We start from the raw sequence: 17609 nt of genomic DNA on the forward strand, positions 1-17609 counted from the left end.
CCGCCGGCCGGTAGCCGGTACCGTCGGCGCTCAGCTCCGCGTGCGCGACCGGTGTCCGGCCACCGGTCCACGCGGCCCGCACCGCGCTCACCCGCCGCACGGAACCGAGGTCGACCACCATCCGGCCGCCGGGCCCCGGCGTCCACGACGTGTGGCGTGCCCCGTCGACCGCGGCCGCCGGGTCCGACATGCCCGGCGGGAGCGGAGCGGTCGGGAAGGTGGTCCGGCCCAGCGCGGCATCGGTGAGCGGGTACGGGATGACTCCCGCGACCCTGACCTCGTACCGGCGTCCGGAGCGCAGGGTCACCCGGGCACTTCGGCCGCCGGGAGCGGTGACGGTGTAGCGGGCGCACCGGGGCGCCGGTGCGGGCGCGCCACTCGTGCAGCAGATAGCTGATGGCGATCTCGGCGCGGGCCTCGGGCTCGTACTTGGGCTCCCCGGAGAACTTCGCCATCCGGTACTGCGGCGGATACGCCTGGTACGCCAGGAGCCGGCCGGCCAGCGCGGCTTCCGCGCGGGCCGCAGCCCGGTCCCCGGCGACCTGGGCGAGGAAGGCGAGCGGAATGACATCGCGTCCGTACAGGTGCTCGCGGTCCTCGACCATCGGCATCAGCGGTTCGCCCGCGTCGCTCATCACCATGAGCAGGGTCTCCCAGAGCGGGCCGGCGTTCGGCTGGGCGGTGAGGACCTCGGGCAGCGGTTGTCCCGCGGTGATGAAGTGGGCGGCGTTGCGGCCCGATGTGCGCCACAGTTCGGCCTGGTAGTGCGGCCCGAACGAGCCGTGGTTCTCGACGATGAAGGTGTCGTACAGGTTCTGCGCGGTGTTGTCGCCGACCGGGACGCCGTCCACCCGGGCCGGGTTGGCGAGGTCGGCGGCGGGCAGCCCGGCCTCGTTGCGGCTCCAGCGGCCGAACGCGGCGCGCCAGTCGTCCCGTTGGGGGTCGCCGGGTGCCCAGGCGATTCCCGGTGCGAGCGACTGGGCGTAGACGCCCATCTCCTCCAGTTTGGTGTCGCCCTGGAAGCCACCGGAGGCACCGTGCGGGGTCCAGCTGCCCGACCCGGGGTCGTCGCCGGTGCCGAGGGCGGTCGTGTACCGGGCCTGGGCACGGGCGATGGTGTCGACGTTGCGCCGGGTCTCCGCGTCGAGGCTTGTCCAGAGCAGCCGGGCGGCGAGGATGAAGTACGACTGGAAGGTGGTGTCGAAGAAGAGCGTGCGACCCCATTCGGTGCCACCGGTGAGCCGGTTGGACGCGGCGAAGTGCCGGATCGTGGCGAGGGTCCGCGTGCGCAGGGTCTCCCGGTCCGTCCCGGCGGCGTCGGCATCGTAGTGTCCGCGCGTCAGCAGGACCGCGTTGCCCAGGACGACGGCGAAGCCGAAGTCGGTGGCGGTGTAGTGGCCGGACTGCGCGTCCCACTGGGTCTCGGACCAGCGGGTGTGGGCGAGCAGGACCCGGTAGTAGGTGCCGGCCACCGCGTCGGGGGGATCCGGGTGCCCGGGCTGTGCGCCCCGGGCGGGCCGGCCGCTGTCCGCTGCGGCGGGTGGCGCGCCCGTGACCAGCGGAGCGGCCGCCAACGCGGCCGACAGGCCGAGCAGTTGGGCGAATCGGCGTCGGCTCGGTTCGTACGGGTGGTGCGACACGCCGCTCCGCCTCCCTGGACAACGTTGTCAGAACGCGATCATTGTTGGTTCCTGTCGGGCTCGCGTCAAGAGTTCCGACCGGACCACGCTGGAGATGACCAATCCCGAGATGGCGATGGCTCTCACCGCCGACATGCTCATCGGCTCGCTCGCCGTACCCGTCGACGGGCCACGCGCGTGGGACGAGAAGCTCTCGATGACCTGGAACGTCACCGACGAGGGCCGCACCTGGCACCTGCTGCTGCCCAACGGGGCCCTCACCCACCGCAGCACCGACACCGCGTCAGCAGCCGGCGATGGGGCCCGTCGGCTTCGGATCCTTCGCATTCACCGGTGGGGGCACGTTCATCAACCTGGTCGCTGCCACCACCAACGCCCTCAACGGCGCGCTGCTCGCCCGCCGCCCGGACCACTACAAGAACTTCACGGTGGTCGGCATCCTGCTGATGGCGCTGCTCGGCGGCATCGGTGGCGGAGTGAGCCGCGACGTACTGGTGGGTCGCGTCCCTGCGGCGCTGACCAACTCGTCGCACATCGCCCTGTGCCTGCTCGCCGGGTTCGTCGGCTACCACCTGGCCTACGACAAAGGGCAGCTGTTCCGCGAAGGGCTCTTCCAGTTCGTCACCTCCTTCGCGCTGCCCTGGTACGCCATCGTCGGCGCGCAGACCGGCGTGGATGTCGGCCTGCCGGTCCTGGGATCCCTCGCCCTCGCCGTCGTGGGCCCCACCACCGGGCGCTTCCTCATCGACATCTCCTGCGGTGTCCCGCCCAAGCAGTTCGTCCGGGCGAGTGGTCCGTGGCCATCGCCGCGCTGACCGGAGCGGTGTGGATCGCCCTCGACCAGGCGGGGCTGCCGCGCGCCGCGAGCGCGCCGCTCGCCTTCCTGGCGGGTTTCACGATCCGCCTCACCGCCCTGTACCGGGCCTGGGAGGAACCGCTGGCCGCCGAACCGGTCGGCGTCTACCGCCACGACGACGGCCGCCCGCTCCTCGGCCGCAAGATCGCGGGCAGATCCACCCGCGAACTGCGGCTGCTCGGTCTGACGGTCGAACCCCACGAGGAGCCCGGCGCCGGCGCACCGTCCGGCAGGCCGGCACAGAGCGACCGTCACGACCAGTCGTGACATGAGCGGCCGGGCAGGCTCCAGGAGCCCCGGACCACACGCGGTCCGGGGCCCCCGGACCGGTCAGGAGGCCGGGCACCCTGCCGGAACCGCCTGTGACGCGTCGTGGATCAGCGCGTCCTGGGCGGCCTTGACCCGCTTCACATCGGGCTTGACGATCTTCCGGTCGTAGGTCATCAGCCCGTTCAACTCGCCCTCCACATCGGAGATCTGGGTGTAGACGGCGCCGTTGCTGCCCTGGCAGGCGAGCTTGCGCACCTCGTCGAGCTTGGCGAGGTAGTCGTCGGTGTACGTGGCCGGGTCGACCGCGACGTACGACTGCTGCACCGCCCAGGCGTGCCCGGGAACGGCCAGCCCGAGTCCGCCGTACTCACCGCTGACCAGCGCGCGTCTCCCGTCGGGCGCCGGCAGGGCCGGGCTCGGATAGCCGTGCTCGTCGATGATGTCGCCAGTGCCGCCGTCGGCTCCCAGGTTGATGCCGGACATGCTGTTGACCAGCCGCGTCGGGTCCCACGCCTTGGCCTGGTCGGCGATGCGCGCCATGTCGTACTGGCCCCAGCCCTCGTTGAACGTCACCCACATGACGACCGACGGGTGACTGCTGTGCTGGTCGATCATCTGCTTCATCTCGTGCTCGTACTCGGTGCGGGCGGCCGGGGACGGGTTGGTGCCCGCCTCCATGGCCGGCATGTCCTGCCAGACCATCAGACCGAGCTTGTCCGCCCAGTAGAACCAGCGGTCCGGTTCGACCTTGATGTGCTTGCGGACCGCGTTGAAACCCATCGCCTTGTGCATCTTGAGGTCGTACGCGAGGGCTTCGTCGGTCGGCGCGGTGTGCAGGCCGTCCGGCCAGAATCCCTGGTCGAGGGTGGCCATCATGAAGACCGGCTTGCCGTTCAGGACGGTGCGCGGGGTGCCGTTCACCTTCTCGACCGCGATCGAGCGCATTCCGAAGTAGCTGCCGACCCGGTCGGATCCCACGGTGACCTTGAGCTGGTAGAGGTGTGGATCGTCCGCGGACCAGAGGTGCGGCTTGGGCACGGGTACGTCCAGTGCGGCGCCGGTACGGCCGGTGGCGGTGCCCACCTTGCGCTTCCCGTCGTATGCCGTGGCCGTGACGGGCACCCCGCTGCGGACGCCCTGCACATCGACGGCCACCTTCTGCGCCGTGATGTCCGGGGTGAGCTTGAGCGAGTCCGCGTGGTCGGCAGCGACCGGCTCCATCCACACGGTCTGCCAGATGCCGGACGACGGCGTGTACCAGATGCCGCTCGGGTCGAGGCGCTGCTTGCCCATGGGCGGATTCTCGCCGCCCTTGGCGTCGGTCGGGTCGTAGACCCCGACGATCACTTCCTGAGTGCGGCCCGGCTTCAGCGCGTCGGTGATGTCCGCGCCGAACTTGTCGTAGCCGCCCTTGTGTTCGGTGACCTTCGTGCCGTTGACGTACACCTCGGCCTGCCAGTCGACCGCCCCGAAATTGAGCTGGAGCCGCTTGCCGGAGCCGACCTTCCAGCCCTTGGGCACGGTGAACGTACGCCGGTACCACATCCGGTCCTCGTGCCGCTCCACCCCGGAGAGCTGCGACTCCACCGGGTACGGAACGAGGATCTTCTCCGCGAGCTTCTTCCCGACCGGCGGCTTCTCGCCCGCCTTCGCGGCGGCGAACTGCCAGCTGCCGTTGAGGTTCCGCCAGTCGTCACGGGTGAGCTGGGGCCTCGGGTACTCGGGGTGGGCGTTGGAGGGGCTGACGTCGTCGGCCCACTTGGTGCGCAGTTCGTACTCGGAGTTGTTGGCACCGCTCGACCAGAAGGCTCCGACCGCCTTGCCGTCCTGGCCCTTCAGCGCACCCTGTCCGTCGTAGCTGACGTCCGCGAGACCATTGGCTCCGCCGCCCTTCTTGCCGACGACGGGTTGCCTGAGTGCGACCGTGAGGCTGTGCGCGTCGGCGGGGTCCGCCTTGACGGCGCCGAGCGGCCAGGTCGCGCCGCCTATGACGGCATCGAGATGGCCCGCCAGCCGGGCGGGCGGGGGCGCGAGCTTCTGCGCGAAGTCCAGCTTGAGGGTGCGGCCGGACTTCAGGACGGTGGCGGCGATGGCACCGTCGTAGTCGTACCCGTCCGGCAGCCGGAACGCCGACTGCGGGACCGGCGTCTTGGTGCCGCCCGGCGGGGTCCACTTCAGATGGAGATCGGAACCGCCCTCGTGCTCGAAGTACTCGATCTTGATGTCGTAGGCCTTGCCCGCGGTCAACTCGACTGGCTGGGAGGTCTGTTCCTTCTCCCAGTCGTCGACCCAGTGGTCGATGACGGGTTTCCCGTCGATCCAGAGCCGGAAGCCGTTGTCGCCGATCATCGAGAACGTGTGGGCGCCGGACTTCTCCGGGACGATCTTCCCCGTCCAGCGGACGCTGTCGTTGTCCGACTGGCCGGTGGCGGACTGGAGCCGTGACTCCAGGGTGGGGAAGTCGATGTCCGGATCGAATCCGGTGGCCTTGAGCTGCGCGAAGTCGAAGGCTCCCGGGGCCGATTGGGTGTAGTACTCCCCCTTGAGCCCGTGGGCGGTGACGGCGGGGCTCGGGTGTGCGGGAGCGGCGGACGCGGCGGGAGCGGCGGACGCGGCCGGTATCGCGGAGAGCCCCGCGAAGCCGGTGACGGCGGCGAGAAGTAGGGCCAGATTTCTTCTGGTGCGCACGGATCCTCCTTTGGTGAGGAAGGGTGGCGGCTCGTTGCAACAGTCTGTACAACGTTGGAAGGAACGGCAGTTGGCATGAGAGCACGACTCCTGCCTGCTGTCCAGCGGCAGGACCACTCGGAGGGGAGACTCAGTGGGCGTAAGCCTCAAGGACGTCGCCGGGCTCGCGGGCGTCTCGATCAAGACCGTCTCGAACGTGGTGAACAACTACCAGCACGTCACTCCGGCGATGCGGGCGAGGGTGCAGGCGGCGATCGACGAGCTCGGTTACGTACCGAACCTCACCGCCCGCCACCTGCGGAAAGGCCGCACGGGAATCCTCGCGCTGGCCGTGCCCGAACTGGGCAACCCCTACTTCGCTGAGCTCGCCGGGGCCGTCATCGACGCGGCGGCCGAGCACGACTACACCGTGCTGCTCGACCACACCCGGGGCGAGCGCGAACAGGAGATCCTGGTCAGTCAGGGGTTCCGGGGGCGGGTGATCGACGGCCTGATCCTCTCCCCCATCGAGCTGGAGGCCGACGACCTGCGCAGCCGGATCCACGACGCCCCGCTGGTGCTGCTGGGCGAGCGCGAGTACGACCTCCCGTACGACCACATCGCGATCGACAACATCGCGGCATCACGCAGGGCGGTGCGGCACCTGATCGGACTCGGCCGCACCCGCATCGCGTACCTCGGCGCACGCACCGACCGCATCAACAGGCCCGCCCAGCTGAGGCTTCGCGGCTGGCGCGACGAGCTGACCGCCGCCGGACTGCCGGCGCCCGACGCGCTGGTGGCCCCCACCAGCGGCTGGGACCGCGGCGACGGAGCGCAGGCGATGGCCTGGCTGCTGGACTCGGGCCAGCGTCCGGACGCCGTCTTCGCCTACAACGACCTGGTCGCGGTCGGTGCGATGCGGGTGCTCTCGGAGCGGGGGTTGCGGGTGCCGTGGGACGTGGCGGTGGTGGGCTTCGACGACATCGCTGAGGGCAGATTCGGCGCGGTCACCCTCACCACCATCGCGCCGGACAAGCAGTCGATCGCGCGGCTCGCGGTGGAGTCGGTCATCGGCGGTCTCCAGAGCACCGAAAGCGGTCCCGACCAGCAGCCGGAACACGTGGCCGGCACACCGGCAGGTCGTGAACTCATCGCGGAATTCCGGCTGGTGGAGCGGGAGAGCACGCTGGGGCGCCGGTGACGCGGTATCGGGAGCGGTATCGGGTTGTCAGGTACGCGGAGGGTTTACAGGACCCTTCTAACGTTGTAAAAAGTGGCCCGGAACGCTGAGTCGACTCGTACGAGCCCGCCTCCCGTGCCTCGTTGCCACGGGCCTGCGCCAAATCTGGGGACGCCATGAATCCGAGCATGCTCCTTCGACGTACCACCAGCAAAGCCCTTCTCGCCACCGGCCTCGCCGCGAGCCTCGCGCTCGCGTCCGGCTGCGCCAAGTCCGAGGACGACGGCTCGAAGGACACCTCCGCATCGTCCGGCAAGGGCGATTCGGGCCAGGTCGTCGCCACCCCGTCGGCCGGCGACACCAAGACCTGCACCATCGGTCGGTTCGGCGGCAAGAAGCTCGACATCAAGAGCGCCACCATCGGCTTCTCGCAGTCGGAGAAGGAGGCCAACCCCTTCCGGATCGCGGAGACCGCGTCCATGAAGGCCGAGGCCAAGAAGCGCGGCCTGAAGCTGCTCACCGCCAACGCCCAGTCGCAGTTCTCCAAGCAGATCAGCGATGTCCAGGACCTCATGGCCAAGGGCGCGGACCTGCTGGTCATCGCCCCGCTGAACTCGGACGGCTGGGGCCCGGTGCTCCGTACGGCGGCCGCGAAGCACATCCCGATCGTCACCGTGGACCGCAAGATCAACGCGACGCCGTGCAAGGACTACGTCAGTTTCATCGGATCCGACTTCGTCCAGCAGGGCAAGCGGGCGGCCGACCAGATGATCGCGTCGACCGGCGGCAAGGGCAAACTCGCCATCCTGCTGGGCTCCGCGGGCAACAACGTCACCACCGAACGCACCAAGGGCTTCAAGGACGAGATCAAGGCCAAGGCCCCCGGGCTCAAGGTGGTCTTCGAGCAGACCGGTGAGTTCGTCCGCGAGAAGGGCCAGCAGGTCACCGAGCAGCTGATCCAGTCGAATCCGGACATCGCAGGGATCTACGCGGAGAACGACGAGATGGGCCTCGGTGCCGTCAACGCGCTCAAGGGTGCGGGCAAGAAGGCCGGTGCGGTGAAGATCGTGACCGTGGACGGCACGCGCAACGGCGTCCAGCAGATCGTGGACGGCTGGATGAGCGGTGACGTGGAGTCCAACCCGCGCTTCGGACCGCTCGCCTTCGAGACGCTCGACAACTTCACCAAGGGCCAGAAGGTCGCGCAGGACATCATCATCCAGGACAGCGAGTACAGCAAGGACAACGCCAAGTCCGACATCGGCAAGGCGTTCTGAGCATGGGGGCGCCCGCACCGCCGGTGCTGTCCGTCACCGGTCTGACCAAGACGTTCCCGGGTGCCCGTGCGCTCGACGGGGTGGACTTCGCGGTACGGCCCGGCGAGGTGCATGCGCTGATCGGTGAGAACGGCGCCGGGAAGTCCACCCTCATCAAGGTGCTGACCGGCGTCTACCGCCCCGACGACGGCCAGTTGACCTACCGTCAGGAGTCAGTGGGCTTCGCCACCCCGCTCGCCGCGCAGCACGCCGGCATCTCCACGATCTACCAGGAGGTGAATCTGGTCCCGCTGCTGAGCGTGGCCCGCAACCTCTTCCTCGGCCGCGAACCCCGCAACCGCATCGGCCTGATCGACTTCCGCCGGATGCACCGCGAGGCGGAGGAGGCACTCCGCTCGCTGGGCGTCCGGACCGACGTCCGCAAGCCGCTGCGTACGCTCGGCGTCGGCACGCAGCAGATGGTGGCGCTCGCCCGGGCGGTCTCGGTCGACGCGCGGGTGGTCATCATGGACGAGCCGACATCCTCGCTCGAACCGGCCGAGGTCCAGACCCTGTTCGGGGTGATCCGGATGCTGCGGGAGCGCGGGATCGCGGTGATCTACGTCAGCCACCGCCTGGAGGAGCTGTACGAGGTCTGCGACACCGTGACCGTGCTGCGGGACGGCGAGGTCGTGCACACCGGTCCGATCGCCGGGCTCGACCGGCTGCGGCTGGTCTCCATGATGCTCGGGCGCGAGATGGGTGAGGTGCGCAGCGAGGGCCTCACCAAGTTCACCGGCGGTCACGCCGACGATGCCGCACCTGTGCTGAGCGCTGAAGGACTGTCGGTCCGTCATGCTCTGCACGATGTATCGATCGCCATCCGGCCGGGCGAGGTGGTCGGTCTCGGCGGGCTGCTCGGCTCGGGCCGCAGCGAGACGGCCAAGGCCATCGCCGGAGCGCTGCCGCCCGAAGCGGGGCGGGTGCTGGTCGCGGGCGGCACTGTCCGAACCGGCTCCACTCCGGCGGCCATCCGGGCGGGCATCAGCCTGCTGCCGGAGGACCGCAAGGCCGAGGGCATCGTGCCGGGGCTCTCGGTCCGGGAGAACATCGCACTCGCCGCGCTGCCGGGGCTCTCGCGGTTCGGCCTGGTCGACGAGAAACGTATCGACAGCATCGTGGCGACCTTCATGGCGCGGCTGCGGATCAAGGCCGCGGGTCCGCATCAGAAAGTGGGCGAACTCTCCGGCGGCAACCAGCAGAAGGTGCTGCTCGCCCGCTGGCTCGCCATGCAGCCCAAGGTGCTGCTCCTGGACGAGCCGACCCGGGGCATCGACGTCGGCGCCAAGGCCGAGGTCCAGAAACTGATCGACGAACTCGCCGAGGACGGGCTGGGCGTGCTGCTGATCTCCTCCGACATGGAGGAGCTGATCGAGGGCTCCGACCGGGTGGTCGTCCTGCGCGACGGCGCCGTCGTCGCGGAGCTGTCCGGTGACGCCGTCACCGGGGAGCGGTTGCTGCGGGCCATCGCCGCGAAGGGCGGGGACCATGACTGACCTGGCGCTCCGGCGCACTTCCTACGACCGTGACCGGCTGCTGCGGCTCCTCCAGGAGTACGGGGTGTACGCCGGGGTGGCCGTACTGATCCTGGCCAACATCGCCTTCACCCCGCACTTCCTGTCCGCCGAGAACTTCCGAACCCAGGCCGTACAGGTCGCGCCGGTCCTCATCGTGGCGCTCGGAATGGCGCTGGCGATCGGCAGCGAGGGCGTCGACCTCTCCGTGGGCTCGGTCATGGCCCTCTCGACCTCGCTGGTCTCTCTCTATCTCGGCTACGGGGTGTGGATCGCGCTCATCACGGCCGTCATCGGCGGGATCGTGGTGGGGGTGGCCAACGGCTCGCTGATCGCGTTCATCGGTGTCCAGCCGATCGTCGCGACACTCGCCCTGATGGTGGCGGGACGCGGGGTCGCCCTGGTCCTGCTCCCTCAGCTCAAGGACATCCACGACCCGGGCATGGCGTCGCTGGGCTCGGGCGACGTGCTCGGCATCCCCTATCTGGTGCTGATCGCGGCCGCCCTCGCCCTGGTCGTCGCGTTCACCGTGCGGCGTACGACCTTCGGCAGGCAGTTGCTCGCCATCGGCGACAGCAGACCGGCCGCGCAACTCGCGGGCCTTCCGGTCCGGCGGGTGCTGATCCTGGTCTATGTCTGTTCCGGGGTGCTGGCCGCCTTCGCGGGTGTCCTCGCGTCGGCACGTCTGCAGGCCAGCGATCCGACCTCGCTGGGCAGTCTGATGGAACTCTCCGCGATCACCGCGGTGGTCGTGGGCGGCACGCCGCTGAGCGGCGGCCGCATCAGGATCGGCGGCACCGTGGCGGGGGCCGTCCTCATCCAGCTGCTCACCGCCACGCTCATCAAGCACGATCTGCCTCCGTCCTGGACGCAGATCGCCCAGGCCGTGGTGATCGTGCTCGCGGTGTACGCGGCACGGGAACGGGGGAAGCGGTGACCGCCGTGCAGACCATCGGGACCGGTCGTTCGACCGGAGGGGACGAGCCGGCCGGCCCGACCCGCGGCGAGCGGATCAGCGCCCTCGCCCAGCAGCACGGCGCCCTGGTGACACTGGTCGTCGCCGTGATCGCGGCCTCGCTGAGCTTCGGCACCTTCCTCACCACCGACAACCTCGGCAACATGGCCGTCTCCTCGGCCTTCCTCGCCGTCGTGGCCCTCGGTATGACCTTCGTGATCATCACGGGCGGAATCGACCTGTCGGTGGGCTCGCTCTTCGCGCTGGGAGGCGTGCTCGGAGCCTGGGGCTCACGGTACGGGACCCTGGTGGCCCTGCTTCTCCCGCTGGCGGTCTGCGGGCTGATCGGCCTGGTCAACGGGCTGCTCATCGCGAGGGCCAGACTGGCGCCGTTCATCGTGACACTCGCGTCCCTGCTCGCCGCGCGCGGCATTCTGCTGGCGATCACCCATGAGGGGGCGACGACCTACCTGGTCGACGACACGTCGTTCTTCGCCCATCTCGGCCAGGACAAGCTGCTCGGCGTCGGGGTACCCGTCTGGATCACCGTCGCGCTCTTCGTACTGGGCGCGGTGGTTCTGCGCCGCAGCCGCTTCGGCCAGTACGTGTACGCGGTCGGCGGGAACGAGGACGCGGCCGCGCTGATGGGCGCCCCCGTCGCCCGTACGAAGACGGCCGTGTACGCGCTCTCCGGGGTCTGCGCGGGGCTCGCGGGAGCGCTCAACGCGGCCTGGCTCGTCTCCGGGGTCACCATCCTCGGCTCGGGCATGGAGCTGGAGGCCATCTCGGCGGTGGTCATCGGCGGCACCCTGCTGACCGGCGGATTCGGCTTCATCAGCGGCTCGCTCGTCGGTGTGCTGCTGCTGAAGGTCATCCAGAACGTCATCAACCAGATCGGCTCGCTGGACTCGGCGTATCAGCAGGTGGTCAGCGGCGCCTTCCTGGCGGCCGTGGTCATCGCCCAGACCTGGCTGGGCAGGCGCCGCAGGATGCTGTGAGAGCCGGGCCCGCCCCGCACGGGCTGCGGCTGCCGTCGCAGCGGGCGGATCCCGGCCTGTCGCACGACCACCGCGAGTACTACGTCCCGCGCAGCCGCGTACTGCTCTGGTAGTACGAAGGATTCGGTGCCTGGGTACGACGACATTCCGGCCGAAAGGAGAGATCGTTGATACATGAGTGCCCTCGCGCTGTCCGTGCTGCTGTCGCTGGTCTCCGCGGTCGCGTATGCGGCCGGGGCCATCGTGCAGGAACGCGTCGCCACGGCCACGCCCGGCAGCCCGTACGCACCCCTGCGTCAGGGCGGCTGGTGGGCCGCCATGACGCTGAACGGCCTCGGGGCGGGGCTGCACGTGGTCGCGCTGGCCTACGGGCCGCTGAGTCTGGTGCAGCCGCTCGGCGCGCTGACCATCGTCTTCGCGCTCCCGATGGCCGCCGTGTTCGTACGGCGCAGGGCGGGCGCCGCTGCCTGGCGCGGCGCGATCATGGCCACGGTGGGCCTGGCCGGGCTCCTCGCGCTGACCGGCGGTGCGGACAACGGGTCGCTGCCGGGCGGTGAGCGGACCGTCCTGGCACTGGCGACCTTCGGCGGGATCGCGGTGCTCTTCCTGGTGGCCCTGCGCATGCGCAAGCCGGTCGTCCGGAGCATCGTGCTGGCGACGGCGGCGGGTGTGGCCTTCGGCGCCGCATCCGTCTTCACCAAGACCGTCGCCGTGGACTGGACCTCGCACGCCCCGACCGCCGAGTGGGCGAGCCTGCTGGCCATCGCCGGGTTCGCGGGGACCGGGGTACTTCTCTCGCAGGCGTCGTACCGGGGAGCCGGGCTCGCGGCCCCGCTGGCGACGGTCACCGTCGTCAACCCGGTCCTGGCCGCGGCGATCGGGGTCACGCTCTTCGGCGAGCAGTTCCGTTACGGGGTGACCGGTACGGTGCTGGCCCTCGCCTGCGGTGTCGTGGCGGCGGGCGGCCTGATCCTCCTGACGACGGAACGGCTCTCCGCAGACCGGCTCGGGCCCGGGGACCAGCACGGCTCTGAGGGCCGGCACGGGTCGGAGGACGAGCAGGGGTCAGAGGACCGGCAGACCTCCGCGCCGGTCCCGCCACCCGGCGGACCGCAGGAACCGGCTCCGCGGCTGGTGGCCGCGCGCACCCGGTCCAAGAAGGGCAGTCAGACGGCGACGCCGCCCGCCCTGAGGTAGGCCAGGGGGTCGATGTCGCTGCCGTACTCCGGGCCGGTCCGCGCCTCGAAGTGCAGGTGCGGGCCGGTGGCGTTGCCGGTCGACCCGGAGCGGGCGATGCGCTGCCCCCGCTGGACGTTCTGGCCCATCCGGACCGTCAGTGCGGACAGATGGGCGTACTGGGTGTACTTGCCGTTCGCGTGCCGGATGACCACCTGGTAGCCGTAGGCCCCGCCCCAGCCCGCGGCGACGACCCGGCCCGCGGCGACCGCCTCGACCGAGGTGCCGGTCGGGACCGGGAAGTCGATACCGGTGTGGTGGCCGCTGGACCAGGAGCCGCCGGACGCCCGGTACGACGTGGTGTGGTGGCCGGGCACGGGCGCGACCAGGGCCGTCGATGTCGCGGCCGGCGCCGGGGAGTGGGGTTTCGCGGCCGGTGCCGTCCGGTGGGGTTTCGCGTGGGGTGCCGCGGGTCCGGCGGGCGCCGCGTCCGTTCGCGGCGCGTGCTGCTTGGCGGGGCGCGTCTTCGCGGCGGACTTCCCGGGTCGGGCCCGGTGCTCCGCCGGGGCCTTCTGCCGCTGCTGCCCGCCGATGCTGAGCCGCTGGCCGGGCTGGATCAGGTCGGGGTCGGCACCCACCACCGCGCGGTTCCCCTCGTACAGCCGGTGCCAGCCGCCGCTGACGTTCTCTGCCTCGGCGATGCCGGAGAGCGAGTCGCCGCTGACCACCGTGTACGCGGCGTGGTGCGCACCGGCAGCGGTGGCGGCCGCCGGTCTCGCGGACGGTGCGGGCCGGGATCCGGACCGGGCCGCGGCCCCGGATCCCGGTTCGCTCCGGGGCTTCGGGGGCGACGCGTGCTCCGGCCTGGCGGCCGGGGGCTTCGGTGTCGGGGGCTTCGGAGCCGCCGCACGCGCCGCGCCGTTCCCCGCCCCGGTCCGTACGACGGCCTCCGGCGCGGCGTCATTCCTGCTGAGCCCGGCCCGCACCGAGCAGACCGGCCAGGCTGTGGGCCCCTGCGCCCGGAGCACCTTCTCCGCGACCGCGATCTGCTGCCGCTCGGTCGCCAGGTCCGCACGCGCGGCATAGACGCCTCCGCCGTACGCCTGCCAGGTGGAACGGCTGAACTGGAGCCCGCCGTAGTAGCCGTTGCCCGTGTTGATCTGCCAGTCGCCGGTGGATTCGCAGCGCGCCACCTTGTCCCAGACGTCCACCGAGGCCGCGCCGGCCGATCCCGCGGTGAGCAGCGGCAGCGCGAGTCCGGCACCGCCCGCGGTGACCGCGAGCGAGGCTCGGTTGATCCGGCTCGGCTCGTAACGGCGATGACGACCGGATGCGGCCATGCTCGGCTCCCCCACTCGCGCGTCGGACACGTCCGTCGGACACGTCGCAGGGCGCAAAAGTAAGGCCGCCGTGGAGGGAATGACAAGAGCGCGTGTGCACCGTAACCTTGCAACTGATACGGGAGAGCGCTCTCCGAGCGGTGGGCGCGGAGGGGTCTTCATGACGGACGAAGAGCTGGACGCCCTGGTCGCCGCGATGGGCCAGGCGGCCAAAGTGCGTCTGCTGACCGGCGCGTCGGGCTGGCGTACCCACGCCGAACCGGCGGCCGGGCTGCGGGCGCTGGTCACATCCGACGGCCCGGTGGGCGTACGAGGCGAGTCATGGGACGAACGGGAGACCTCGCTGGTCCTGCCCTCCCCGACCGCGCTCGCGGCGGCCTGGGACGAGGAACTAGCCGCGGAGCTCGGCGGGTTGCTCGCCGCCGAGGCCCGGCACAAGGGCGTCGACGTGCTGCTGGCCCCCACGCTGAACCTGCACAGGACACCGCTCGGCGGCCGCCACTTCGAGTGCTACTCCGAGGATCCGCTGCTCACCGCCCGTATCGGCGCCGCGGTGATCCGCGGTGTACAGGCGGGCGGAGTCGCCGCCACGGCCAAGCACTTCGTGGCGAACGACGCGGAGACCGACCGCCTGACGGTCGATGTCCGGGTGGGCGAACGGGCCCTGCGCGAGGTCTATCTGGCGCCGTTCGAAGCCGCTGTCGAGGCCGGTGTGTGGGTGGTGATGTCGGCGTACAACAGGGTCAACGGCGCCACCATGTCGGCGAGTCCGCTGCTGGCCGAACCGCTGAAGGGCGAGTGGGGCTTCGACGGCGTGGTCGTCTCGGACTGGGGCGCGGTGCGCACCACCGTGGAGACCGCGCGGGCCGCCCAGGATCTCGCCATGCCAGGACCGGGCGGTGTCTGGGGTGACGCGCTGCTGACGGCCGTACGGACAGGGGCGGTTGCGCAGTCCGCGGTGGACGACAAAGTGCGCAGGCTGCTGCGGCTGGCCGACCGGGTGGGCGCGCTGGGCTCACCGGCGCCGGTGTGGCGTCCCGTGGTGCCGGAGGCCGGGCGGCGTGCGCTGCTGCGCCGGGCGGCGGCGGCCGGGACGGTGCTGGTGCGCAACGCGGGGCAGGTGCTTCCGCTCGACCCGCGCGGGCTGCGGACCGTCGCGGTGATCGGACCGCGGGCCGCCGGGCCCCGTATCCAGGGCGGCGGCAGCGCCGAGGTGTTCCCCGCGTCCGTCGTCTCCCCGCTGGAGGGGATCCGGGCGGCGCTCGGTTCCGCGGTGCGGGTGCTGCATGCGCCCGGAGTGCCACCGGAGCGCAGGCCCGCGCCGCTCACCCGGGACGTGTCCCGCGACCCGGAGACCGGTGAACCGGGCTTCCTCGTAAGCCTGTTGGACGCCCAAGGGGCCGTCCTGCACTCGGAGCACCGGCTGTCGGGGCGGATCGTGGAACCGGCCAGGGTCGACGGCGCGGCCACCGTGGAGATCCGCACCCTGCTGCGGCCGGGGACAACGGGTGAATGGACCCTGGCGGTCGGCGGATTCGGTCCGGTATCGCTGACCGCCGGCGGACGGACCGTCGTGGAGGGCGTGTTCGCCCGGGACACCGACGATCCGACCCATATCCACGTCTCGCCCCCGTACCGGTCCGGGCGGATCGCCCTGGCCGCAGGTGCGGAGACCGAGATCGTCGCCCGGCGCGGGCTGGCCCCGGACACCGGCATCGCCACGATCCTCGCCGCCGCGCCACCGCCCGCCGCCCGGGCCGGCGCACTGGCCGACGCCGTCGCCGCGGCCCGCGCCGCCGACGCCGTCTTGGTGGTCGTCGGGACCACGGAGGAGACCGAGTCGGAGGGCAGCGACCGGGTGTCACTGGCGCTGCCCGACGGGCAGGACGAGCTGGTACGTGCGGTGGCCGGTGCCCGTCCCGACACGGTGGTCCTGGTGAACTCGGGAGGTCCGGTCACCCTGCCCTGGCGCGACGAGGTGGCGGCGGTACTGATCGGCTGGTTCCCCGGCCAGGAGGCGGGCCACGCGGTGGCGGACATCCTCTTCGGCAGGACGGAACCGGGCGGGCGGCTGCCCACCACGTGGCCGGTCCGGCAGGACGACGTACCGGTGCTCGGTACCACCCCCCGGGACGGCGCGCTGCGGTACACCGAGGGTCTGCACACCGGCTACCGGGCCTGGCTGCGGGGGCGGGTGGAGCCCGCGTACTGGTTCGGGCACGGCCTCGGGTACACCAGCTGGGAGTACGAACGGCTCGACGTCCCCGAAGCGGTGTCCGGCGACGGCTCGTTCGAGGTGCGGGTTCGGGTCCGCAATACGGGTGACCGCGAGGGTCGCGAGGTCGTCCAGCTCTATCTGGCGCGCGAGGCGTCGGCCGTGGAGCGCCCGGTCCGCTGGTTCGCGGGCCACGCCGCCGTACGGGCGCGGCCCGGCGGGACGGCGGAGGCGATCGTCCGGGTGTCCGGCAGGGCCCTGCGGCACTGGTCGGTGACGGAGGGGTGCTGGCGCGTCGAGCCGGGTGCGTTCACGGTGTACGCGGGACGGTCGGCGGGGGATCTGCCGCTCGGCGCGGAGGTAACCGTTCCGGTCGCCGCGCCGATGGCGAGCGCACTGCGCCGACCGGGCAGCCCGGGCCCGGCAGCGGCCGCACGGCCAGGTCAGGCCCGTATCCGGGCGTCCGACCACTCCCCCCGCACGGACGGGCGCGGGAGTGACAGACTTCGAGGTGGGACCGGACGGCTGAGCGGTGCGTGAGCGCCGCGGCTCCGCCGCCCGGCCCGCCCGTTTCCTCGCCATGTTCGGACCGCAACGGAGCACCCATGACGGCAGGCACCCCCAAGCACCAGATCGACACCAGCAAGCCGCACCCCGCGCGCGTCTACGACTATCTGCTGGGCGGCAAGGACCACTACCTCGTCGACCGGGAACTGGGCGAGAAGCTGGCCGACTTCATCCGGGTCGGCGCGGAGCAGAACCGCGCGTTCATGCACCGCGCCGCCGCCTGGGCCGCGCACCAGGGCATCGACCAGTACCTGGACATCGGCACCGGGATTCCGACCGAGCCGAACCTCCACCAGATCGTCCAGGAGATCATTCCGGCCGCGCGCATCGTCTACGCGGACAACGACCCCATCGTGCTGCGCCACGCCGAGGCCCTGCTCGTCAGCAGCCCGGAGGGCGCCACGCACTACATCCAGGCCGACGTCCGCGAACCGGAGCTGATCCTCGAACACGCGCGTACGTTCCTGGACTTCAGTCGGCCCGTCGCCCTGTCGCTCATCGCGATCATGCACTTCATCCTCGACGAGGAGGACCCGGGCGCGATCGTGCGGGAGCTGGTCGGCCACCTGCCGTCCGGCAGCTGCCTGATCCTCGCGCAGGCCAGTCTCGACGCGTTCCCGGAGGCCGAGGAGCATGTGGCCAGCACCTATTCCAGCAAGATCTCCTTCCGGCCCCGGTCACGCGCCGAGATCGTGCGGTTCTTCGACGGGCTCGATCTGGTGGAGCCCGGCGTGGTGACGGGGCCCGAGTGGTTCAAGGACACACCCGCGCCCGAGCTGACGCCGTATCCGGGCTATGTCGGCGTGGGGCTCGTGCCGTAGGCGGACAGCCCGGCAGACGGGCGGACACCCGGCGAACGCCGTCGGTGCGGCGCGCGGACACTCACCCTCTCGCTATATATCGGAAGCCGAT

12 protein-coding genes and 2 pseudogenes are annotated in these 17609 nt (G+C 71.2%); 11 read left to right on the forward strand and 3 right to left on the reverse strand.

What is annotated here, in order from left to right; translation table 11 throughout:
- Window positions 1–335 precede the first annotated feature (335 nt).
- Window positions 336–1640, reverse strand: a pseudogene (locus tag OG285_RS02300) (hypothetical protein); the annotation flags it as partial.
- 109 nt (window positions 1641–1749) lie between these two features.
- On the opposite strand from OG285_RS02300, the pseudogene OG285_RS02305 reads away from it, so the two are divergent.
- The 3 genes and pseudogenes from OG285_RS02305 to OG285_RS02315 all read left to right on the forward strand — a co-directional run.
- Window positions 1750–1914 (forward strand): annotated as a pseudogene (locus tag OG285_RS02305) (alkyl sulfatase C-terminal domain-containing protein); the annotation flags it as partial.
- A gap of 22 nt (window positions 1915–1936) precedes the next feature.
- The gene (locus OG285_RS02310; protein ID WP_356831460.1) at window positions 1937–2455 is read left to right on the forward strand and encodes a TRIC cation channel family protein; all 519 of its coding nucleotides are present in this window, start codon (window positions 1937–1939) and stop codon (window positions 2453–2455) included.
- Window positions 2437–2763 (forward strand): hypothetical protein, encoded by a 327-nt coding sequence (locus OG285_RS02315; protein WP_356831760.1) that lies wholly within the window; start codon window positions 2437–2439, stop codon window positions 2761–2763. The genes OG285_RS02310 and OG285_RS02315 overlap by 19 nt, the downstream gene beginning before the upstream one ends.
- Window positions 2764–2826: 63 nt before the next feature.
- On the opposite strand, the gene OG285_RS02320 is transcribed toward OG285_RS02315, so the two are convergent.
- Window positions 2827–5454 carry a PA14 domain-containing protein gene (locus OG285_RS02320; RefSeq protein ID WP_371789995.1) on the reverse strand — a complete coding sequence of 876 codons (2628 nt, stop codon included), beginning with the start codon at window positions 5452–5454 and terminating at the stop codon, window positions 2827–2829.
- 133 nt (window positions 5455–5587) lie between these two features.
- Here OG285_RS02320 and OG285_RS02325 point away from each other — a divergent pair, with 133 nt between their 5' ends.
- The 6 genes from OG285_RS02325 (at window position 5588) to OG285_RS02350 (ending at window position 12596) form a co-directional block, all read left to right on the forward strand.
- Window positions 5588–6637, forward strand: coding sequence for a LacI family DNA-binding transcriptional regulator (locus OG285_RS02325; RefSeq protein ID WP_371789996.1), 1050 nt, complete (start codon window positions 5588–5590; stop codon window positions 6635–6637).
- A gap of 167 nt (window positions 6638–6804) precedes the next feature.
- Window positions 6805–7893 (forward strand): ABC transporter substrate-binding protein, encoded by a 1089-nt coding sequence (locus tag OG285_RS02330; RefSeq protein WP_371789997.1) that lies wholly within the window; start codon window positions 6805–6807, stop codon window positions 7891–7893.
- Between the two features lie 23 nt (window positions 7894–7916).
- On the forward strand, window positions 7917–9428 hold the full coding sequence (locus OG285_RS02335; RefSeq protein ID WP_371793434.1) for a sugar ABC transporter ATP-binding protein: 1512 nt from the start codon (window positions 7917–7919) through the stop codon (window positions 9426–9428).
- The gene (locus tag OG285_RS02340) at window positions 9421–10383 is read left to right on the forward strand and encodes an ABC transporter permease (RefSeq protein WP_371789998.1); all 963 of its coding nucleotides are present in this window, start codon (window positions 9421–9423) and stop codon (window positions 10381–10383) included. Before OG285_RS02335 ends, OG285_RS02340 begins: the two co-directional genes overlap by 8 nt.
- Window positions 10380–11399, forward strand: coding sequence for an ABC transporter permease (locus tag OG285_RS02345; protein WP_371789999.1), 1020 nt, complete (start codon window positions 10380–10382; stop codon window positions 11397–11399). Before OG285_RS02340 ends, OG285_RS02345 begins: the two co-directional genes overlap by 4 nt.
- Window positions 11400–11573: 174 nt before the next feature.
- Window positions 11574–12596, forward strand: coding sequence for a DMT family transporter (locus OG285_RS02350; protein WP_371790000.1), 1023 nt, complete (start codon window positions 11574–11576; stop codon window positions 12594–12596).
- Here the strand turns inward: OG285_RS02350 and OG285_RS02355 are convergent.
- Window positions 12566–13915: a transglycosylase family protein gene (locus OG285_RS02355; protein WP_371790001.1), complete on the reverse strand. Its 1350-nt coding sequence runs from the start codon at window positions 13913–13915 to the stop codon at window positions 12566–12568. The two genes, OG285_RS02350 and OG285_RS02355, sit on opposite strands and share 31 nt — an antisense overlap.
- Before the next feature lie 160 nt (window positions 13916–14075).
- On the opposite strand from OG285_RS02355, the gene OG285_RS02360 reads away from it, so the two are divergent.
- Both OG285_RS02360 and OG285_RS02365 read left to right on the forward strand, forming a co-directional pair.
- The gene (locus OG285_RS02360) at window positions 14076–16670 is read left to right on the forward strand and encodes a glycoside hydrolase family 3 C-terminal domain-containing protein (RefSeq protein ID WP_371790002.1); all 2595 of its coding nucleotides are present in this window, start codon (window positions 14076–14078) and stop codon (window positions 16668–16670) included.
- Between the two features lie 65 nt (window positions 16671–16735).
- Window positions 16736–17518, forward strand: a complete 783-nt coding sequence (locus OG285_RS02365) for an SAM-dependent methyltransferase (RefSeq protein ID WP_356831480.1) — start codon at window positions 16736–16738, stop codon at window positions 17516–17518.
- Window positions 17519–17609: the final 91 nt, after the last annotated feature.

The organism is Streptomyces sp. NBC_01471 (genome assembly GCF_041438865.1).
Classification (GTDB): Bacteria; Actinomycetota; Actinomycetes; order Streptomycetales; family Streptomycetaceae; genus Streptomyces.